32 protein-coding genes are annotated in these 20113 nt (G+C 40.3%); 16 read left to right on the forward strand and 16 right to left on the reverse strand.

The annotated features are described in order from the left end of the window. Positions 1 to 265: 265 nt before the first annotated feature. From HYW21_02415 to HYW21_02460, 10 genes are all read left to right on the forward strand, one after another. Positions 266 to 640 (forward strand): hypothetical protein, encoded by a 375-nt coding sequence (locus tag HYW21_02415; protein ID MBI2548180.1) that lies wholly within the window; start codon positions 266 to 268, stop codon positions 638 to 640. Positions 641 to 791: 151 nt separating this feature from the next. After that, positions 792 to 1118, forward strand: a complete 327-nt coding sequence (locus HYW21_02420) for a winged helix-turn-helix transcriptional regulator (protein ID MBI2548181.1) — start codon at positions 792 to 794, stop codon at positions 1116 to 1118. After that, positions 1115 to 1621, forward strand: a complete 507-nt coding sequence (locus HYW21_02425) for a hypothetical protein (protein ID MBI2548182.1) — start codon at positions 1115 to 1117, stop codon at positions 1619 to 1621. Before HYW21_02420 ends, HYW21_02425 begins: the two co-directional genes overlap by 4 nt. Positions 1622 to 1681: 60 nt before the next feature. After that, positions 1682 to 2281, forward strand: coding sequence for a hypothetical protein (locus HYW21_02430; GenBank protein ID MBI2548183.1), 600 nt, complete (start codon positions 1682 to 1684; stop codon positions 2279 to 2281). Between the two features lie 83 nt (positions 2282 to 2364). Next, complete coding sequence (locus HYW21_02435) at positions 2365 to 2580, forward strand: SHOCT domain-containing protein (GenBank protein ID MBI2548184.1); 216 nt, start codon at positions 2365 to 2367, stop codon at positions 2578 to 2580. Between the two features lie 10 nt (positions 2581 to 2590). Further along, the gene (locus HYW21_02440) at positions 2591 to 3037 is read left to right on the forward strand and encodes an isoprenylcysteine carboxylmethyltransferase family protein (GenBank protein MBI2548185.1); all 447 of its coding nucleotides are present in this window, start codon (positions 2591 to 2593) and stop codon (positions 3035 to 3037) included. 29 nt (positions 3038 to 3066) lie between these two features. Further along, positions 3067 to 3456: a DUF302 domain-containing protein gene (locus tag HYW21_02445; GenBank protein MBI2548186.1), complete on the forward strand. Its 390-nt coding sequence runs from the start codon at positions 3067 to 3069 to the stop codon at positions 3454 to 3456. Positions 3457 to 3459: 3 nt separating this feature from the next. Continuing rightward, positions 3460 to 3786: a DsrE family protein gene (locus HYW21_02450; GenBank protein ID MBI2548187.1), complete on the forward strand. Its 327-nt coding sequence runs from the start codon at positions 3460 to 3462 to the stop codon at positions 3784 to 3786. 112 nt (positions 3787 to 3898) lie between these two features. Next, positions 3899 to 4273: a hypothetical protein gene (locus tag HYW21_02455; protein MBI2548188.1), complete on the forward strand. Its 375-nt coding sequence runs from the start codon at positions 3899 to 3901 to the stop codon at positions 4271 to 4273. 26 nt (positions 4274 to 4299) lie between these two features. Further along, a complete protein-coding gene (locus tag HYW21_02460; GenBank protein MBI2548189.1) occupies positions 4300 to 4509 on the forward strand; it encodes a hypothetical protein in 210 nt (69 codons plus the stop codon). Between the two features lie 84 nt (positions 4510 to 4593). On the opposite strand, the gene HYW21_02465 is transcribed toward HYW21_02460, so the two are convergent. Next, on the reverse strand, positions 4594 to 4911 hold the full coding sequence (locus HYW21_02465; GenBank protein MBI2548190.1) for a cupin domain-containing protein: 318 nt from the start codon (positions 4909 to 4911) through the stop codon (positions 4594 to 4596). Positions 4912 to 5034: 123 nt separating this feature from the next. Here HYW21_02465 and HYW21_02470 point away from each other — a divergent pair, with 123 nt between their 5' ends. Further along, positions 5035 to 5784 carry a ZIP family metal transporter gene (locus HYW21_02470; GenBank protein ID MBI2548191.1) on the forward strand — a complete coding sequence of 250 codons (750 nt, stop codon included), beginning with the start codon at positions 5035 to 5037 and terminating at the stop codon, positions 5782 to 5784. 21 nt (positions 5785 to 5805) lie between these two features. Here HYW21_02470 and HYW21_02475 read toward each other — a convergent pair whose 3' ends face one another. Next, positions 5806 to 6318: an IS630 family transposase gene (locus HYW21_02475; GenBank protein MBI2548192.1), complete on the reverse strand. Its 513-nt coding sequence runs from the start codon at positions 6316 to 6318 to the stop codon at positions 5806 to 5808. After that, positions 6300 to 6761 carry a transposase gene (locus HYW21_02480; protein MBI2548193.1) on the reverse strand — a complete coding sequence of 154 codons (462 nt, stop codon included), beginning with the start codon at positions 6759 to 6761 and terminating at the stop codon, positions 6300 to 6302. Before HYW21_02480 ends, HYW21_02475 begins: the two co-directional genes overlap by 19 nt. A gap of 186 nt (positions 6762 to 6947) precedes the next feature. Here HYW21_02480 and HYW21_02485 point away from each other — a divergent pair, with 186 nt between their 5' ends. After that, positions 6948 to 7409 (forward strand): hypothetical protein, encoded by a 462-nt coding sequence (locus HYW21_02485; GenBank protein ID MBI2548194.1) that lies wholly within the window; start codon positions 6948 to 6950, stop codon positions 7407 to 7409. A gap of 101 nt (positions 7410 to 7510) precedes the next feature. Here HYW21_02485 and HYW21_02490 read toward each other — a convergent pair whose 3' ends face one another. From HYW21_02490 to HYW21_02550, 13 genes are all read right to left on the reverse strand, one after another. After that, positions 7511 to 8044, reverse strand: coding sequence for a hypothetical protein (locus HYW21_02490; GenBank protein MBI2548195.1), 534 nt, complete (start codon positions 8042 to 8044; stop codon positions 7511 to 7513). Further along, entirely contained in the window at positions 8038 to 8493 is a 456-nt protein-coding gene (locus HYW21_02495; protein MBI2548196.1) for a hypothetical protein, read from the reverse strand. Before HYW21_02495 ends, HYW21_02490 begins: the two co-directional genes overlap by 7 nt. 22 nt (positions 8494 to 8515) lie before the next feature. Beyond that, the gene (locus tag HYW21_02500; GenBank protein ID MBI2548197.1) at positions 8516 to 9073 is read right to left on the reverse strand and encodes a hypothetical protein; all 558 of its coding nucleotides are present in this window, start codon (positions 9071 to 9073) and stop codon (positions 8516 to 8518) included. An 18-nt stretch (positions 9074 to 9091) separates the two neighbouring features. Beyond that, positions 9092 to 9571 (reverse strand): DUF411 domain-containing protein, encoded by a 480-nt coding sequence (locus HYW21_02505; protein MBI2548198.1) that lies wholly within the window; start codon positions 9569 to 9571, stop codon positions 9092 to 9094. Positions 9572 to 9695: 124 nt separating this feature from the next. Next, complete coding sequence (locus HYW21_02510) at positions 9696 to 10190, reverse strand: hypothetical protein (GenBank protein ID MBI2548199.1); 495 nt, start codon at positions 10188 to 10190, stop codon at positions 9696 to 9698. 48 nt (positions 10191 to 10238) lie between these two features. After that, positions 10239 to 10802: a redoxin domain-containing protein gene (locus HYW21_02515; protein ID MBI2548200.1), complete on the reverse strand. Its 564-nt coding sequence runs from the start codon at positions 10800 to 10802 to the stop codon at positions 10239 to 10241. Positions 10803 to 10912: 110 nt separating this feature from the next. Further along, the gene (locus HYW21_02520) at positions 10913 to 13483 is read right to left on the reverse strand and encodes a copper-translocating P-type ATPase (GenBank protein ID MBI2548201.1); all 2571 of its coding nucleotides are present in this window, start codon (positions 13481 to 13483) and stop codon (positions 10913 to 10915) included. Beyond that, positions 13470 to 14105, reverse strand: coding sequence for a class I SAM-dependent methyltransferase (locus HYW21_02525; GenBank protein MBI2548202.1), 636 nt, complete (start codon positions 14103 to 14105; stop codon positions 13470 to 13472). The genes HYW21_02520 and HYW21_02525 overlap by 14 nt, the downstream gene beginning before the upstream one ends. Continuing rightward, positions 14102 to 14749: a methyltransferase domain-containing protein gene (locus HYW21_02530; GenBank protein MBI2548203.1), complete on the reverse strand. Its 648-nt coding sequence runs from the start codon at positions 14747 to 14749 to the stop codon at positions 14102 to 14104. The genes HYW21_02525 and HYW21_02530 overlap by 4 nt, the downstream gene beginning before the upstream one ends. 55 nt (positions 14750 to 14804) lie before the next feature. Next, a complete protein-coding gene (locus tag HYW21_02535; protein MBI2548204.1) occupies positions 14805 to 15050 on the reverse strand; it encodes a hypothetical protein in 246 nt (81 codons plus the stop codon). Between the two features lie 102 nt (positions 15051 to 15152). After that, on the reverse strand, positions 15153 to 15674 hold the full coding sequence (locus tag HYW21_02540) for a hypothetical protein (GenBank protein MBI2548205.1): 522 nt from the start codon (positions 15672 to 15674) through the stop codon (positions 15153 to 15155). Continuing rightward, entirely contained in the window at positions 15665 to 16087 is a 423-nt protein-coding gene (locus HYW21_02545; protein MBI2548206.1) for a hypothetical protein, read from the reverse strand. The genes HYW21_02540 and HYW21_02545 overlap by 10 nt, the downstream gene beginning before the upstream one ends. A gap of 360 nt (positions 16088 to 16447) precedes the next feature. After that, positions 16448 to 16636, reverse strand: coding sequence for a hypothetical protein (locus HYW21_02550; protein MBI2548207.1), 189 nt, complete (start codon positions 16634 to 16636; stop codon positions 16448 to 16450). A 117-nt stretch (positions 16637 to 16753) separates the two neighbouring features. On the opposite strand from HYW21_02550, the gene HYW21_02555 reads away from it, so the two are divergent. The 4 genes from HYW21_02555 to HYW21_02570 all read left to right on the forward strand — a co-directional run bounded on the left by HYW21_02555 (position 16754) and on the right by HYW21_02570 (position 20019). After that, a complete protein-coding gene (locus HYW21_02555; GenBank protein ID MBI2548208.1) occupies positions 16754 to 17704 on the forward strand; it encodes an Lrp/AsnC family transcriptional regulator in 951 nt (316 codons plus the stop codon). A 41-nt stretch (positions 17705 to 17745) separates the two neighbouring features. Next, entirely contained in the window at positions 17746 to 19002 is a 1257-nt protein-coding gene (locus HYW21_02560; protein MBI2548209.1) for an FAD-dependent oxidoreductase, read from the forward strand. 30 nt (positions 19003 to 19032) lie between these two features. Then, on the forward strand, positions 19033 to 19488 hold the full coding sequence (locus HYW21_02565) for a DoxX family membrane protein (protein ID MBI2548210.1): 456 nt from the start codon (positions 19033 to 19035) through the stop codon (positions 19486 to 19488). A 105-nt stretch (positions 19489 to 19593) separates the two neighbouring features. After that, positions 19594 to 20019, forward strand: a complete 426-nt coding sequence (locus tag HYW21_02570) for a hypothetical protein (protein MBI2548211.1) — start codon at positions 19594 to 19596, stop codon at positions 20017 to 20019. The last annotated feature ends 94 nt before the right edge of the window (positions 20020 to 20113 follow it).

A 20113-nucleotide genomic window follows, 5' to 3' on the forward strand; every position in this document is an offset into this window, starting at 1 on the left:
ATAATGGCAGTGCGACGGTCAAAACCTCACGTATTCGGTTTTGCCCTACGAGCCACTCCGTAGGAGCCTCGGCTCGCCGCACGCCACGTTGGCGCTGACGAAGCGGGCCCCCTTCGGGGTGCTTCGTAGGATTGCTCGCAAGCAATCCGTCAGCCGCCATCGGCGTGGCGTGCTTTTTATGGATTATATATTTGGTTAGACAACTTGACTTTACAAGAAAGTAATCTTTATAAGGTTGGCTTATTTTTTCTTGAAGGGTGAGATGATGAAACAAATAACTCCAGTACTTGCTCCGCATGCAAAAACCATTCGTGCATCGTACGATCCTTTACGAGATTGGCGTATGGATAAAAAGGGCTATTTTCTCATTCGCATCAATCCTGATACCAAAACGCTTGAAGTTGGCCACTGCAAAAAGAACAATGTCATTGAAACCCTTGTTATTGGAGATACGCCAGAAGAGATTTACATGACAATTATCCATGAAAAACTAAGTGATTTTCCACCACATTGTGCATATCTTGGCAAAGAACTCCAAAAGGCATTTATTGCTCGTGCACTAGGAATTCCCTATGTACAAGATGATCCGCTCGATCTCTCGTCAATTACTTCTCGCAAAAAGAAGTCTCCAAATCCCTAATATTTCGCCATATTCGCGTTCAATGGTACGGCATATTTTGCCGCACTTTGGACAAGTGCCGGTCTTTCTGCGGCTTTTCAAGCCGATTATCACATCAGTTTCCCAATCCAGAACGTAAAATTTAAATATAAGAATATTCTAATATGATACTATGAGAGAATTGTATGCCCTTCATGCGGAGATGTGCAAAGTGTTTTCAAATCCGACACGATTGGAGATTCTGAATCTCTTACGAGATAAAGAGCGGTCAGTGACCGAATTAATAAGAAAAACAAGTTCAAGCCAAGCAAACATTTCCCAACATCTATCGGTAATGAAATCTAAAGGGATTTTGCTATCAAAAAGAAAAGGGAAACATGTTTACTACAAACTAGAAAATCCAAAAATCATCAAAGCCTTTGATCTCATCAGAGAGGTTTTAGGTGAAAGATTAAAGAGAAATGGCAATCTTGTTAAAGAAGATAGGCAGAGAACATGAAACCATTGAATCTAAAAGAACTGGATGACGTATCAAAATTAGTGCTTATTGTTTTAGCTGCCATTGTTGGGTATTTTCTGGTTTTTGCAATCGTAAGTCCATTCGGGGCGCCACAAGAAACATCGGTGATGCAGACGATGAACACCATGATGGGAGCAAAGATGATGAATTTTTCTACAACGGGTTCACGTACCATAAATCTTCTTTCGTTGATTTTCGCTGGAGGACTTGGATTCGTAATCTCATTATATCTGTTCGGGACAAAAACAGAAGATAAAGAATACCTTATCTTAAGAAAAGCCTTGTCAGAAGACGAAAAGAGAATCCTCGATGAGATAAAAAAGGCTGGAGAGATCACGCAAGATTCATTACGATTTCGATTGGATTGGAGCAAAGCAAAGACTTCAACGATTTTGACAAATCTTGACAAAATGAATTTAATTCAAAGGGAAAGGACAGGAAAAACCTATAAAGTCTATTTGCAAAAAAAACCGTCGGTTTAAAACGGTTTAAGGGGCAAAATAGTTATTCCTGTAAAGATGACAAGATCATGGTGATGGCAAATGAAAAAAATAATACAAATAATACTGATTTTAGGAATATGGTTACTGTCAATGGGTGTAGTCGTTGTATCGGCCAATGAAGACCATCAACAGGAGATTGAAGAAGGTAAACTGTTGGTAGAGAGTAAAACAAGCTGTGAGGACCTCAATGATGAACAACTGGAGGCAATAGGGGAATATTCTATGGAACAAATGCATCCAGGGGAACAACACGAAACAATGGATTCCATGATGGGTGGAGAAGGCTCAGAAAGTTTACGAGAGATGCACATCACGATGGCAAAACGGCTGTATTGTAACGAGGACACCAACGGAATGATGGGTTCTGGAGGGATGATGGGAATGATGAATATGATGGGAGGCAACATGATGGGAAGTTCTCCATCATATTACGGTTATGGCTATAATGGTTTTTGGAATATTATAGTCTCGCTGATTTTTTTAGTAGGAACAATTGCCTTAATCATTTGGCTTATTTATAAGTTTACAAAAAAAGGAAAAGAGTCTGAAACTCCAATGACTATTTTACAGAAAAGATATGCAAAAGGAGAGATAAACAAAAAACAACTTGATGAAATGAAGAAGGAGCTAAGTAAGTGATAACCATGGAAAAAGATAAAAACACATTGATATGGATCTTCATTGCTGTAATTATTGTGCTCCTTCTGATAGGAAGCTTTGGAATGGGTGGTTATGGTCTGATGGGATTCGGCATGGGTTTTGGGTTTATTTTTATGCTGCTTTTCTGGGGAGTATTAATATGGCTGGTTGTTGCTCTTATCAATGCAGGCCAGTCAGGCAAGAAAGAGGAAGATCCACTAATCATACTTAAAAAAAGATATGCTTCTGGGGAAATCACAAAGAAACGATATGAAGAAATGAAAAAGGGGATACGTTAAGGTGGTCGCTATGAAAATACGAATCTATCCCCCAATTCTTGCAGGAATGTATCTCTTATTTGCTTTAGGGCTAGATTATTTTTTCCCAAGCGTGAATATGGTTCAACCGCCGTTTAATTTCCTCGGCATTGTTATTATAGTTGGAGGCGTTATTCTTATGGTCTGGGCTTTTCGACGATTTAGAAAAAAAGGCACAACTCACCACCCTTATGATGAGCCAACCGTTTTGGTTACTACTGGGCCTTTTAGATTTAGCCGAAATCCTATGTACTTAGGACTTTCTTTTGTGCTTTTGGGAATAGCTATTTTTATAGGAACTATTCCTTTGTTTCTTGCACCACTTATGTTTTTTTTGACAATAAACGCAGTAGTTATTCCTTATGAAGAAAGAAAGCTTATGAAAATTTTCGGTCAAAAATACGCAGATTATAAAAATCACGTCAGAAGGTGGTTTTGACATTTGGATAAAAAATATGGAGGTTAAAAATGAAAACTGATGATTTTGCATATATTGTTGAAACTGAAAAGAGTTTTGATGAAGCAGTTGTTTCAGTTTTGAAAGCCGTTGATCAAAAAGGATGGGGACTATTCCAGATTTATGATGTCAAGGAGAGATTAGCAGCAAAAGGATTTGAACAAAAGCCTTTGAAAATAATTGAGATCTGTTCAGGGAAATATGCAAATCAATTCCTGAATAAAAATAGGCTGATCTCTCTTTGTATGCCTTGCAAAATCAATGTGATAGAAGAGAATGGAAAGGTAAAAATTATTGGAATGAAACCGACTATGATCTCTCAGTTCTTTCCAGAAGTAAGCAAAAGAGAAGCTGAGGGTGTAGAAAGAGACATTATTGAAATGGTGGATACTGCGAGATAAACGATGAAACTAGGGATAATAGTAAACACAAATGACGCAGAAACCTGCTGGAACTGTTTCAGATTAGGTAATGAAGCTCTTAAAATGAATCATTCGGTAAAAATATTTCTGCTTGGCAAGGGCGTTGAGATCGAGCAGGTGAAGGATGCACAATTTCCACTTCTTGAAGGTTCAATTAAAAAGTTTGTAAAAAATAAAGGCATCATTCTTGCGTGTGGAACCTGCTTGCAGATAAGAGGAAAAGAAGAAAGTGGTATCTGCCCCATCTCTACAATGGAAGAGCTGTTAAAATTAGTGGAAGAATCTGACCAGATTTTGACGTTTGGCTGATAAACCGCCTTATTGGTCACGTTCTTTTGCATTTTTTCATGTTGCTCCAGTAGAAATTAGTTTCACCAGTATCTTTAAATGGTGTTTCATTTTACTTTGGTGTGGTGAGATTATGAAAAAACTCTATATTGTTTCACTTGTACTGGTGCTTATGGTCGGCAGTTTAATCTTTTTCGCTGCCAGGAATACAACGGGTAGTGCTGTTCGTTCAACATCAGCGGCAAGGGGAGATACCTTTGTAGGAAGGATTAGCAATGTCGCTGTTCAGGCAGGAACCCTGAGTGGTATGGGGGTTTATGATCGAAGTTGCAAGATGGGAACTGATGGACTTACGTCTTGTGATGCAGGAATCGAAACTAAAGAGTACGGACTTTTGAATTTCAAGTATCGCCATGATATGACCAGACAACCGTGCCTTGCTCCTAATGACTTAGTAGAAGTGCGTATTTTAGATGCGCAAGGAAACGCTGAAATTCAACGACTCTAAAATAACGCAGAGGGTTGGTGGGAGACATGGGTTTATGGCAGCAGATCAAAAATAATCATCTTGTATTGATGATGGTTACTTGTATCTTGCCGTTTGCAGTTCTTGCTATTCTCATGTTTGGATTTGGTATACAATCAAAGTGGTTTACTTTTATAGCCTTAGGCGTTTGCCTTGGCAGTCATCTCTGGATGATGAAATCAATGCACCAACAGAAAGAAGGGGGTAGTTGCCATTGAATGATACGCTAAAAACAGTGCTTACTCTTGTCGTCTTCTTAGTTGGCATCTTTTTAATGCTCCTCGTCATGCATCCAGCATGGTTTAGCTGAGGGAAAGCAAAAAGCTGGTGTTTTCTTCTGCATGTAAAGAATGGATAGCATCCATTTTCAGGAAGATAATAACGCCAGGCTGCATGGATATGGGTTCTCCTTCAAGTCTGAAAACGCCTTTTCCTTCCAGAACAACAACAGAGCCTTCTTTCGTTGATGTATGATCAGAAATCTCTGTTCCTTTAGCCATGCAAAATAAGGTAATCTGTTGCTTTTGTGATTTCAAAATAACTTTACTGAAGATTCCACCTTCACTGTACGTGATTAATGATTTCAAGGATTTCCATGAGCTGCTTTCTGATTTTTCCATGATAGATATCGGATGGGGGTATTGTTTTTATAACTTTTGTTTTTCGACATTTCTCTAAGTTATAGCTCGGAGAGTAAAGAAAAAAGCAATACCTTTTTATAAGCCGCAAACGTTTCTCGTACTATGGCTCAGGTCTGGATATATGCATTACTCAGTGTCCTTGTTGTGAGTTTGGTATCCTTTGTAGGGATATTGACGCTTTCTTTCCGAACAAAGACCTTACAAAAGATGCTGTTGTATATGGTCAGTTTTTCAACAGGAGCTTTGTTTGGTGATGTGTTCCTCCATCTCTTACCAGAAGTAGCTAATGAACAAGGATTTACGGTAACCATTTCCTTAGCAGTCCTCTTTGGTATTGTGTTCTCATTTGTTGTCGAAAAAGTCATTCACTGGCGACATTGTCACGTTCCAACGAGTAAAGACCATCCACATCCATTCGCAGTTATGAATCTCTTTGGTGACGCAGTCCATAACTTCCTCGACGGCATGATTATTGGCGTAAGCTACCTAGTAAGCATTCCAGTAGGCTTAGCCACAACCGTTGCTGTTGTTCTTCACGAAATTCCCCAAGAGATTGGTGATTTCGGTGTCCTGCTTCATGGCGGGTTCTCAAGAAAGCGAGCAATATTGTTTAATTTTCTAAGTGCAGTAACTGCCTTTTTTGGTATGACTATAGCGCTCATCGCGGGGTCGTTGGTAGGAGGTCTAACAAACATATTGGTTCCCTTTGCTGCCGGCGGTTTTGTTTATATTGCAGGATCTGATCTTATCCCTGAACTCCACAAAGAAGAGAACACGACAAAATCCCTGGTCCAACTCTTTACCTTCCTTCTTGGAATTGCCCTTATGGCTGCATTACTCTTACTTGAATAATCTTAGAAATAGTGTCTATAGTTAGCGACATAAGTAACGCATGAAGTTTTGCATAAAATTGTGTTCTTGCCAGAAGTTTTCTAATGCTTCTTGCATGTCGTCGATTGTTGGGAAGTATTGTGATTTTATGACGTTGTTTTTTGTGACTTTCCAACAGGTTTCGATAGGGTTGAGTTCTGGTGAGTATGGGGGAATATGCTCTACGCGGATGCGTGGAGCATATTCTGCGAGAAGGTTTTTGACGCATTGTGTTTTGTGAAATCCTGCGTTATCGAGGATGAGAACGTATTTCTTTTTTTGATCAAATGTTTTGAATAATTCTCGCAAAAAGTGCATGAATGTGAGGCTGTTTTGTGCGATGTAAAAGTCGTAATAAAACTTGTGGCGGCTGGTGAGCGCGCCGAACGTGATGAGTTTTTTCGAGCTCCAAAAAAATGCGCCTCGTGGTGTTTCTCCTCGAGGAAACCAGATTCGTTTGTACGTTGTTGTTAAGTGAAATCCTGCTTCGTCAATGGCTACAATCTCATAACCCAGGTATTCTGTTTGAAGTTTTTTTTAAATTCGTCACGAAACGCAGCAACTTTTGCAGGATCATTTTTGATGTGCTGTGAACGAGGTGTTATTCGAGAGAAATCAAGTTTGTGGAGAATCCGCTCTACATGCCGCGTTGTATAGTTTTTGCCAGTTGTTTTCTGAATGAGTTCAGAGAATTTTTTTGTGTTAATCGAACAGAAATTCTTGTTTGCTGTGCGAGCTTTGTTCGTAAATTCTTCTTTCAGTTTTGCAAGAGTTTCCTTCGTCAGAGGTGTTGGTCGCCCGCTGCGAAAGCGGTTTTTGAGACTGCCTGTTTTTTTGTACTTCGCAATCAGTCTGCTTATCGCTGACTGATGGCATCCTGCCAAGTCAGCGATTTCTTCTTGTGTTTTTCCCTGCTTTGTCCACTTAAGGACAAGTTCTCTTGTTTGTAGGTTGATCATACAAACAAGAAAGCACAGCCCATATATAAACTATGCGTTACTTATGTCTTATACTACATATGCTATTTTAGAAAAAACTTATTTGAAAAGTGGTGTCAGCAAGTAATTTTGTTAGCAGACTTAGGCGTAAAAATTATTAAATCTTGACAATTAGAGTAAGTTAATTTGGTTTAGGGGTGAGAGATTATGGATCAAGACATTTTATCTAAAAAAAGAGGCGAGGTCATAGAGAAATTCATCAATTGTGAACATCTAATTAATATAATAATCTCACAACATTATTTCAAAAAAATAGAATACTCTTTTTTTTTCGACGTGCTTTATGATGAATATTTCGGTTTTGCACTAAAACGTAGAATTCTAGAAAAAATAGTTCCGGATTTAGATAAAGCAAAGATTCAAACCTTGAATCGACTGAATACTATCAGAAACTATTTCGCCCATTGCAGTCAACAATTCTTTGAAGGACATAAAAAGCCAGATCCTACAGCAGGAGGGTTTGTTCCTAACCATAAGGACACTAAGAAGAGGTTAGATTTAGAAGAGTTATACGACGAATTTATTAAGAAAGAGCCAGAGGTCACTAAATACTTGGGAGAAATATACCGGAAACTTGGTGGAATTTTAATACCAGTAAGAAACGAATAAAAGAGATTTTAGGAAAGATTGGTATGAAAGTAATCGAAGAAAAAGTAACAAAATAATACCCAAGCTTTTTGGACGCCGTTCTTACTTGAGTATAACAGTTATTATTCTAAAATAGGATATTTCTGTACAACCGCTTGCTGTGTCCACCATCTTCCCAAGCCAAACCATTGACCTGCTTTTACGGTTGCAAGGATGAGCAAGACAAGGATATAGATTAAATGGTCATCCAGAAAGGGGTTGTGTTCTGGAGGCAAAACCGCAGTCCACATCAGGAACAGCATCAATGAACCACTATAGGCTGCAATACGCATGCCAACGCCAAAGAGCAGTGCAAGACCAATACATAAAAGCCCGATCATAAAAATCCAGTCAACAACCACATTACCTGCTATGCTTTGATACATGCTGGCAAATGGTCCTTTGGTAGCGTAGGCTAGAAAACCATTGGTTGGAGAGGTTCCAAGAACCCATGCCTTATCTGATGGCGTTGAAAATCCAAGCCCGAAGAGCTTGTCAAAGAATGGCCAGAGAAATATCCATGCCATTCCTAGACGAAGTGTTATCCAAAGATATCTGCTATTTTCCTCATTTTTTTGTATCTCTTTTTGTCCATCGTTTGTTTGTGATGCTACCATCGTTTACAGCACTCCACCAATTTTTTTATTAAGGTATTCATTCCTTCGTGGTTCCGGTATAAATAGATTGTGGTAAACAACATCCAGAGACCTAGAACCAAAAGGATGGCACTGGATACTAAGGAACGGGTGATAAGCGAATACGCACCGAGAATTAAGCTCAAGAGAAACGGAAGTCTGAATATTTTCAGCGTTTCCCTGACCCTTGCTTCAACAAGATAATAGATCCCGACAGTGGATTCTCCAATGAGAAGGGCAACGATCAATGAATCTTCAAATATCCCTAACCACAAAAGTGCTAAGAGTGAAAGCCAGGTAACAAAGACAGACGCACAGATAACACAAAATTGTTCTTTTATATTCCCTTTGAATCCAGATTTGAGAATAAGGAAAAGAAAAAACAATCCGGTTATCGTGAGGAGCGCCTGGAGTAATGGTTCCACTATCATCACCTTAAGTAATCATCTTTGTTTAAATCGCAAATTGGAGCACCAGGCTTATAAGGAACAGGAGAGCGAAGGTTATGGTTAATCCCTGGTACGGTAACATCTTACCGTTTCTTAGCGCAGTCATTCTCTCGCTTAGCCATGGTGCAATAGCAACAATAAACCCACCAATGATACTTCCTATTAAAAACAAATTCAGGAGATAGGTTCGGTTAAAGATCGTTCCATAATCCCCTCCCCACGAGATGTAGATGGGATAAGGGTTATCGGCAAAGAGTGTTAGGATGGGAATAACGGTGAGAGCAAAGGAAACGATCAAGAGAATCCAATGTTGGAAAGGAATAAACTGTTTCTTGATCATTCGTGAAACCCACCATCCTGTAGAGATGGCAAATGCTCCAATAAAAACTCCGATAACACTGTGGCTTACTCCTAGCCATGCTGCGCCACCGGCGGCGGCAGCAGCACCTGCCGTACATAAGGGACAGTGTGCATGCACCCTTCCAATCCCAGCCAAGGCTGCCAAGGCCATTGATCCAAGTTTCACTGTTTTAAGACGGTTTTTATTATTTAAACTGCTCATTCTTGTCCACCAAAAGCCCTACATCCGCATAAATTCGCTGGTTGTCCCATCTTTATGTACTGCATAGATGACAAAATCACCTTGCTTTGATCCTGGCATTCCCGGAGATCCAGAAGGCATTCCTGGCATAGCAATTCCTGCAATATCTGGTTGTTCTGTCATCATTTTCTGTATTGCTTCAAGAGGAACATGGCCTTCAACAAAGTAATTGCCGACGGTTACCGTATGACAGCTCTGCATATCCATAGGGATGCCGTAGTTTTTCTTCACTTTGAGGACATCGTCACTATCTTTGACCGTTACTGCAAATCCTTTTTGCTCGAGGTATTGGGCATAGAGCGAACAACAGCCACATCCAGGGGCTTTGAAAATAGTGGCGGTCTGAGCACCACCCTTCACGTCCGTAGTACCATTTCCCGTAGTGCCTTTTGAGCAACCACTTATCAATAAGAGTACACCCAACACAATACTGGTGAACAATATCGGTAATTTCTTCATGAAATCATCCTCCTTGCTTTCCGTTATTACTATAATTTCATTAATTCTTGATTAATGGTGTAAAGTTATGTCTTGAGAAAACTGAAATCCTTTATTTAAGTAACGGAGAAACTAGTTTCAGGAGCTATTTCAACACAATAATATTGGTCATTCCTCGACGCTTTCGTTCAAGGACATTATGGTGTTCTAATTTGTCCAGAATTCGAGTTATCTTTACTTTGGGAAATCCAGTTGTTTTTATGACATCACTCTGATACATAGATCCTTCATGCTCCTTTAGTAGTGTATAAATTATTTTTTCCTCTTCACTAAGGGTAGCGAGATCAACAGCTTTGTACTGCGATGTTTCTTTTACCTCTGCTTTTCCTCCTGCAATAGTCATATAACTACCGATACCCACTAAAAGAAAACCAATACTAAAGAGAAAGGTTAAAAGCCAAGATTTATCCTGCTCATGCACCGGACATTGGTTCATTTCAATCGTTGGATTGCTATGGACTGCTTCACAGAGAAATGCATCTTTTTCGTCACTGTCTTTTTTCAACGACACCAAGGTAAGAAGAAGAATAGCTGCTAACGCAATGACGACCATTCCGAGGGTTCTTTTCTGCATAATCATGTTGTGGGTTGGATTTTGTCCGTGAGTATACTTTGACAGTGCAGATATTTAAAGCTTTCCAACTAACTCCAATCCCGGCTTGAGGGTCTGTTTTCCAGGTTCCCAATTTGCCGGACAAACCTCCCCACCATGCTCACGAACAAACTGCGCTGCCTTGACTTTTCTTAAGAGCTCTTTACTGCTTCTTCCGATGCTGTTATCATGAAATTCAAAGGCTTTTATCTTTCCTTCAGGATCAATAAGAATAGTTGCCCGTACACTCAACCCCTCTTCAGCGATATACGTCCCATATGCTCGACAGATTTTTCCTGTTGGATCTGCTACCATGGGAAAGGTTATTTTTTGAATGGTTTTTGAATTATCCCACCATGCCTTATGCACGAAGGTGGTATCAGTACTAATACTCAAAACTTCGACATTAGCTTCTTTTAACTGGCCATAACAATCCGCAAGATCCCCTAGCTCTGTCGGACAAACAAAGGTAAAGTCTGCAGGATAAAAGAATAGCACCAACCACTTCCCACTATAGTCTGTTGATGTCACTTGGATAACTTTATTCTGCTGAAATGCTTGAGCAGTAAAGCTTGGTGCACGTCCGTTAATCCTTATCATTGGTTCATGTTCCATAATTTCACCTCGGATTGGCATACATCACTAGCCCGGTTTTGCTTCTGCTCAGAAGATTCCCTTCTTTAAATATCTTGTTAAGGCTTTTATCTGCTTTAGAGTCTCCATCGTCGCATCACCAAAGCATTGCTTACTACAGAGACCGAGCTAAAGGCCATTGCAGCGCCTGCAATAATGGGACTTAACAACCAGCCAGTGAAGGGATAGAGAATGCCAGCAGCAATAGGGATTCCAAGGACATTATAGAAAAATGCCCAGAAGAGATTCTGGCGAATCTTTCTCATGGTATATTTGCTCAATGCCATGGCCTTAGCCACATCACGCAGATCTTCCTTGATAAGGACAATATCGCCCGATTCAATTGCGATATCTGTTCCAGACCCAATCGCAATGCCTATATGCGCCTGTGCCAATGCAGGAGCATCATTAATACCATCCCCGACCATGGCAACTCGCTTTCCTTCCTTTTGCAACCGTTTTATCTCCTCAACCTTTTCTTCAGGCAAAACTTCTGCAAGGACACGGTCAATACCGACGTTCTTTGCAATGGCTTGAGCCGTTCTTGTGTTATCTCCGGTAAGCATGACCACTTCTTTTCCGAGGTCATGAAGCTCATTAACAGCATCTTTTGCATGCTCTTTGAGGGTATCGGCAACCGCAATAATCCCTGCTATGTTTTTATCGACCCCAAGAATAATAGCGGTCTTTCCTTCATGTTCTAGTCGTTGGAGAGCCTCCTCGAAAGGTGTAATAGAGATACCTTTGTCTTTCATCAAAGACCTATTTCCCAACAAAATTCTCTTACGGTCAACAGTTGCTTCTAACCCTTTACCGCTTATCGAAATAAAGTTTGCAGGGTCTCGGAGTTTAATCTTTTTTTCTGTAGCTTTTTTGACAATTGCCTCTCCCAACGGATGTTCGCTACGCTTTTCGGCAATAGCCGCATATTCTAAAATTTCTGTTTCAGTAAACCCCTTTGCAGCCACAATATCCGTAACCTCTGGTTCTCCCTTGGTTAATGTTCCTGTTTTATCAAAGACAATGGTTGTAATATCCTGTGCTTTTTGGAGTGCCTCGGCACTTTTAATCAAAATGCCATGCTCAGCGCCCTTACCTGTTCCTACCATAATGGCTGTTGGTGTGGCAAGTCCCAAGGCACAGGGACATGCAATAATAAGTACAGCAACAAAGATCGTTAATGCAAAGGAGAAACTCATGCCCAGAAGCAACCAGATAATAAACGAAACGATTGCGATAACAATGACGGCTGGAACAAAGTACGAAGAAACCTTATCAGCTAATTGCTGGATAGGTGCTTTGCTTCCCTGTGCCTCTTCAACGAGTTTAATAATCTGTGCAAGTGCGGTTTCTGAACCGACTTTTGTTGCTCTGAAGGTAAAGCTTCCCTGTTTGTTGATGGTTGCTCCAATAACCGTATCTCCTTTCTGCTTTTCTACGGGGATGCTCTCTCCGGTAATCATACTCTCATCAACGCTTGAGTGTCCGTCGACGAGTTGTCCGTCTACCGGAATCTTTTGTCCTGGTTTAACGACAACAAGATCTCCTACTTGAACCTGTTCAACAGGAATTTCTATTTCTTTTCCTCCACGCTTGACAATTGCGGTCTTTGCCTGTAATCCCATCAACTTTCTAATTGCCTCAGAGGTTCTTCCTTTTGCAATTGCTTCAAGATATTTTCCCAAGAGGATGAAGGCAATAAGCAAAGCAGCAACCTCATAGTAGAGGTCATGGGGACCATACGTTTGGTTCCCCATCCAAATCATGATGGATATAACTACCGAGTAGAGGTATGCAGTTCCGGTTCCAACAGCAACAAGTGTATCCATGGTTGCTGTTCTGGTGCGATAAGCGCCAAGTAGACCACGAGAATAAAAGAAAGATCCGGCTAACAACACAGGGGTTGCCAAAAGAAATTGGATGAGGGGGAGATTCTCTTCAAGAAACATTGGCAGTTCAATAGGTAAGAGTGGCATAACCATTGCGAGGATCAAGAGGGGAACAGAAAAAAAGGTGGCGGTGAACATCCTTTGTTTAAGATCACGAATTTCTTTCTCCCTAGCTTTTTTTTCCCTGTCTACCGATGCACTTCCTGTACCTTCGTCTACGGGAGTATATCCTAAATCAAGAATCGTCTTTTTGATGAGATCCGGAGAGGTCGTACGTGGGTCATAGGTAATGATTGCTTTCTGCGTAACAAACAATTCTTTTGCAATAACCCCTTTAAGGCGACGTAATGCGCCATCTATGGTACTGACACAGTGAGGATTATCCATGCCAACAATGGTAAGTTTAAGTGTTCTTTGTTTCTCATTACCAATGCTCTTACCCATACCATGAGTACTTGCTTCTGGTACGCTTTCTGAAATGACTTTATAGCCACTTTTCTCAATAGATTTCACAAGCTCTCCTTTCCCTACATTTACAGGATCAAAGGTAACGTAGGCTTTTTCACTTGCAAAATTAACTGCTGCTTTTTTTACACCTTGCATTTTGATGAGATTCTTTTCAATGGTCATCGCACAACTTGCGCAATGCATTCCCTGGAGCGAAAGAATACACGTTATATCTCCTGAATCCTTTACTGGATCTTTTGTTACTGTAGATCCTGTCGTTACCTTTATATTTCTGGTTTTAGAATCTTTCATCATATCCTCCTGTTCTTATAATCAGAAGTGTTGCAATGCCACAGGCATACCGCTTTTTGATTTTCTCACCAGGCATTTTATCTATTTCTTCTTTAGGAATATAGTTGGCTGAGAAGAGCCGAACAAAAGGATAGAACCACCAATGGACGTACCATCGTGGCTTTGTGAGAAGCACGATGATCATAGAGCCTCCTTTCTTTAAATGGCTAAAATACGCTCGCACAACCCGAGAGGGATTCGTAATGTGGGATAATACCCACGTTGTTATAATGACATCATAGTTTCCCTTGAGTGGTTTTTTGGTGAGGTCATGGAAATTGAATTTTATTCTCCTTTGCGACCCATACTTTTTGCGTGCTTGGGAAAGCATCTCCTCAGAAAAATCAATGCCGGTGTACTGTTGAAAAGGAATCTTCTGTTCAAGAAGCCTGCCTGCATTGATGCCAGTTCCACAGCCTAAGTCTAGGATCTGTGTTGTTGGTTTACTCATTTTCTTTACCTGTCGAAGAAATTCTTCCTCTGCCTTTGCAGAAACTATCTTGGTCCATACTCTACGAAAGGGATCATACCATCCAGCATTACTCAGTCCATACATTCGCTTAACATTTGCCTCGTGGCTCATGGCATATTTCTAACCGGCTTATCTTTTTCACTACCTGATTTTTTTGCTACGAATAACCTAAACACGTCAAACAGTGCAAGATTTTTATCTTCTTCAAGATTTAGACCAGCACGAAAGATGTTTGTTTTTGTGTCCCTGACAATTTCAGCTCCAAAGAGCCGTTTGGTGATAGGATTATGAAGATACTCACACCATGCAATGAGCGTATGCTTGCTCAGTACGTGTTCTATCATGATTAATTTTCCTGTTGGTTTTAACACACGGTTAATCTCCTTTAGTCCATTGACCGGATTGGGAACAGAGCAAAAAACACACGAGGTAATAACATAATCAAAGGTGTTCTCGGGAAATTCAAGATGTTCTACGTCCATCTGTAGAAGAGTTACGTTCTTTCTTCCTTCTTTTTGCAGGCGTTGTTTTGCACGTTCCAACATGTTTTGGGCAAAATCAATACCAATGACCTCTGCATTTTGGTGGTAGTACGGAATGTTTTTCCCTGTACCTACACCAACATCCAGGATTTTTCCGTCTAGGTTACTAAAAAAAGCCTTCCGCCATTTCCGAAAGAGAAGGATCTCTCCCCCAGCTTCGAAAAAATCATATAAGGGTGCAATGCGATTGTATCGTTCTTGTGTTGACGCCATCTTCGTTTATTATCCACGCCCTATTTTTCTTTATATTCTCAAAAAATCATAACATTCAAATAAAAAGATTGTACAGCCAGCCAAGGAGGTAGAGGCCAACAAAACCAAAAATAGCAGCTTCAATCATCCCAGTAATTACTCCCTGAATGGTGAGGGAGAAAAACATATGTTGTGATTCCATGATTTCAGCAGCTTCAGTGTACACACCAATGTTCCCCCCAATCCCCAGTAAAAGTACCGTAAGAGCAGCGAGAATTGCACCTGCATAGCCGAGACCGAGTGAATTTATTTTTTCTGACATAAAGGTTTTACCTCTTCTCTTTGTTTATCTTTGACGACAAGCTTATAAATCCATCAAAAAATCAATAATCTTCTCTTTCATAACTTTATCCTTCTTATCCCCTTACTTCCACGTAAATACCCGTTCATTGACGAGTGGAATTCCTGTAATCGTGATGGTAAATGGAGTAATATCTCCTCTATCATCTACAGGAAACACCAAAGTGCCGGATAGGTGATGGCCTTGTAAACTTGGAGCTTCTGTAGGAGCTATAGTCTTTCCATTATAACTAAGTTTTGTTATTGCACGCAAATCAAACTTGCTTAGATCAACTGAATGGGTGTTGGCAGCAAGGTCCACGCGAAGTTTACCCTCTTTTACCGGGTAGGGAACAAGGTCAATGGCAACATCTCCGGTTTCAGTTGTTCCGGTTGAGACCGTTGCAAATGGTGTGCTTTCCTTTCCGGTTATTTGGTTTTGATTATTTTGGGAAGGATTTGGAGTTATACCCGGGGATATCTTTGCTCCATTATTTTCTGATTGGCCAAAGGCTCCATCAGCAACCATACTGAAAATCGTGTAACCCAGAGCAATAATGGCAAGTCCTAAGATGACATAACCAAGTACTGAATAACTTATTCGCATGTATGACACCTCTTCTGTTGTATTTTTTCTTTGACAAACAAAACAATACCGCTAAGAGCAACAATCCCCCCAATAACCCAAAACACGGCTATGAATGATTGTACTGATTGGAAAGGTACGCCTGCAATAATGAGCCCTGTGTTGATTAAGATCAAATTTCGCGAAATGCATTTCTTCTTGGCATACATGAGCATAGTAATCCCTAATAAAAGCAGAGCCATGGTCCATAATGGCAATGCTATTGTCGTCAGGAATTGTAAGGGCATTCCTGTTAATGTAATACCAATAATTCCAAGGAGCGCAATAATCCCTAGACAGACATTGTGACAGATCTGCCATGACCCCAGAATACTCGCTATACCAGAGACGCTTCCTGTTGCGCCAATAACCCGTTCCTTTAAAGCCGTTGCCATAGCATAAACACCTTAGTCTATTTTATAGCAAAGGACACTAATAACCGTAACTTTATGTCCTTTGCTTATTAGGAAAAGACATACAAATTATTACGAAAATTAATGTATTTTCCTATAGTTCTTTACCATTCAAATTCTCTTCCTTTCTCGCTTAACATCTTTCCTTACTTGTTCTTTTTGGTGAAGTCGTCTAGACAATGCTTACTACAAAACCAGTTTCCTTCATGTTCAAGTCCTTTCCCTTTTTCTTCTTTCATCCCACAAACAGGATCCTTTCGCTTGAATAATCCAAACACCATGCTCTCACCTCAATGTTTGCTCTTGCATTTTTTTATCCATGTAAACTATCATTTCTGATTCTTAGATTTTGATTTTTTTTGATGATGGGTTTCTGAACTGTTCATATCTCTTATAACAGGTTTTGCAACAAAAATATTTCTTGACCGCTCCGCATTTCCGTACTACTTTGTTTTCCTCCTTCACCGGCATGCCACACAACGCACAGTAAAGGGCAATAGCTCTTTTAGCATGCTCCATAACCTGTTCCATATGATCGCCCCATCATTAGGGAAACTTATCTCTTATTTAATAATTTCGCCCATATTTTCTAACAAAAAGAAAATTATTTATATTATTTATCACTTTGTTAAATCTTAAGTGGAAATAATGGGACATCTTGACAAAGTGGAACGTGCAATTCTCTGTGGGTTAGATTGTAATTCTCGCCAGGCATTGGTATCTCTCGGCAAATCCGTTAGGTTAACAAAAGAATCTGTCCACTATCGCCTGAAGCAGCTTGAAGCAAGGCATATCATCCTTGGCTATCCGACGATCATCAGTCTTGCGAAGATGGGAAAAATGCATGTAGAACTCTTTCTTAAAGTTCATAATGTTACTCTTGGATTAAAGCATGAAATGATTCATTTCTTTGTACAGCAACCAGAAATCGTGTCCGTTGCCAGTTGTAAAGGAAATTGGGATATCATCCTCGGAATCGTCGTTCATGATATTACTGAGCTGAACAGAGTAAAGGATAGAATTTGTGATACCTATGCGCTTTACTTTGCTGAATTATCGTTGTCATATACCACGGAAACTTATTTTCTCGGGAGAAAGTATCTTGTCGGAAAAGATATTCACATTACTCAGCAGGTGGATAAGCCTGCAAAAGAAAGCATCACTCCTCATGATGACCATATTCTTGCAAGCATCTCACAAAATGCACGAAAAAGTCTCCTTCAGATTGCTCATGAAACAGGTATATCTGCAAAAGTGGTTGCCTATCATCTTAAAAAATTAGAGAGAACCAACATCATCCAGAAATACACGGTTGCATTAAATATGAATGCTCTTGGTATGACGACCTACAAATTACTTTTGCGGATCAAGCACAGTTCCTATAAAAAAACCTTATTAGCATTTTTTCATCGGCAACCAAATACCGTCCAAGTTCGAGAGGTATTGGCAAACTGGAGCCTTGAACCAACCATTGAGGTGGAGTCTGCTGAACAGTTCTATGCTATTGTTCATGCGATTGAAGATCAATTTGGTGAGGCAATTATGACGCATAGCTCTTTTATGATTGACAAGGACTATAAGGCCGAGTATTACCAATAACGTTTATATAGCTGAATGATTCTTTGCCTCAACGATGAAGTATGAAACAATGCCCAACGTGTGGTTCTGATGCCATTACCCTTGCTGTCGGGGGCCAGATCGGTAAGTATGAATGTAAGTCCTGTGGGTATATTGGGCCATTAATCCTCGAAGAAACGCGACAAAAGCAGACAAACAAACCCTCTCTTGTCATTCTCGGTGCAGGTTTTGCTGGCTTGGCGGTTGCATTTACCCTCAGAAAAAAACTGGGCGATCAAATAACAATTACGGTTGTCGATAAGAATTCATACAATGTGTTTCATCCCGGGCTTATCGAGTATGTTGGAGGAAGATTGCAGCGAGAAGAGATTACCCTTGATTTACCAAAGAGATTTCTCGAAAATAACATTACCTTTATCCAAGGAAAAGTAATGCACCTTGATCGAATAAAAAAACAAGTTTACGTGGCAAAGGCATCAGGAAACAAACCTCTGCACTATGATTATCTGGTCATTGCTTTGGGACTTGAGACAAACACCTATGGAATTCAGCAACTGAAAGAACAAACCTGTTTTTTTAAGTCGCTTGAAGACGCGAATAGGGTTCGTCAAACAATCAAAAAAATTACTGCAGCGCAGCATCAACTAGCTATTGCGATTGTTGGTGGTGGTCCAACAGGGGTTGAACTTGCAGTGAGTTTACGTGATTATTGTATTACCCTTTTTCCATATCATCGGATTTCTTTTACTATTATTCATGGGAGTGAACGCTTAGTCAAACAACTCCCGCTCTTCGTGAGCAAAAAAATCCATTCTCTCCTGGAAAAAAGGAAAATAAAGATTTTACTTGACACCAGGGTAACAAAAGTAAGTAACCACACCCTCCATTTTGGAGACGATCAAACAATGACTGCCGATTGCATTTTGTGGGTGCCCGGTATTACCTTACCTAAGGAACTAGAAGAGCTGCCTTTAGAATCATGTGCAAATGGTATTTATGTTACCCCAACACTCCAAACAATTACCGATCCCTGTATTTTTGCTGTTGGTGATTGTGCTACGTTCAAAGACGAGCAGCTTTCACAAAAAACAATTAAGCGAGCCCAAACTGCGAATTATCACGGAAAATTGGCTGCTGACAATATTATTGCCGAGCTTTTTTCCAAGAAAAAAAAGACATGGAAGCCTTCAGAGATTCCAACGATTCTGACGTTTAATGAAGACAGCATGCTCCATTACAAGCGATGGTGCTTCAAAAGCAGATTTGTTTTGTCCTTAGAACATCTTATCCGTTTTCGTCATCAATGGTCCTACCGGTAAATACAATAAATAACTGAGGAGGAAGGAATCATGCGATCAGCTCAACTACCGTTGCCATCAACCTATGTTTCTTACGCACCGATGATTTTGCGTTTAGGTCTCAGCATTGTTTTTCTCTGGTTCGGTATTACTCAGCTGGTGAATCCTGAATCCTTTTTAGGATATATTCCCCAATGGCTTTATCCTCACCCTCTGGATATGATGCATGAACATCCCCTGCAGATGTTCCACCAACTTCCGCTTACCCCTCATCTCATTATCATGGGTAATGGCATTATTGAGATCATTCTTGGAGGCATGCTTTTGCTAGGGTTATTGACGCGTATCGTTGCGCTTCTCTTAATGGGACATCTTTTGGTTATTATGCTTGGACTTGGTTACAATGACATTGCTGTTCGTGACTTCGGATTGTTCATAGCTACCCTGAGTGTTTTCCTCCATGGCCCTGACCAATGGTGCGTTGATTTCCGTTTACAAAAAACTTAAACAATCTCCAAAAACAGAAGCATTTATGGAAGATGGTTTTGCCTTTGAGAATCCAGAGATTTAAGTAAAAAGTATAAAAATGCCCTCTTCAAAAGAATAGGACTCTTGCAATATACCTATCGTAATGCCGAAAAGAAACCAGACGAGAGCTCTACCGAATGGCAAGATTATACTAAAAGACTAGCTGAATATGATACTGGATATTCTTATTATACCATGGGGCAGAGTTATCCCGGCGGTGGGGGTTCAGACCCGGGTCCAGCACCACCAGAACCCAGTATACCTGATATTGAACTGAGAGAAACCTCAAGAGTTGAATTAGAACAAATTTATCGTTTTCACAATACCAATTTAGAAGGATTTTTGGCAGGAAGGGCATTAGGTATCGATACTCGAAAATTAAGAAATCAATTCGGTTATTCTACGCAATTAAGAACATGCGTACATGAACATCCGGTTTTAGCAACATTAACTGTTGTTGGACCACTATCTACTTTAGGTTGTATATTATATCAGTATTTCACTGAATAAAGCCCAGAACGTTTCCTTCCGTCATTATGGGGAGAACGCAGCGTGGTTGGGGCGAGAGTGAAACGAGCGGAGAGGTTGAAATACGGCGCGTAAG

The organism is Candidatus Woesearchaeota archaeon (assembly GCA_016187565.1).
GTDB lineage: Archaea > Nanobdellota > Nanobdellia > Woesearchaeales > JACPJR01 > JACPJR01.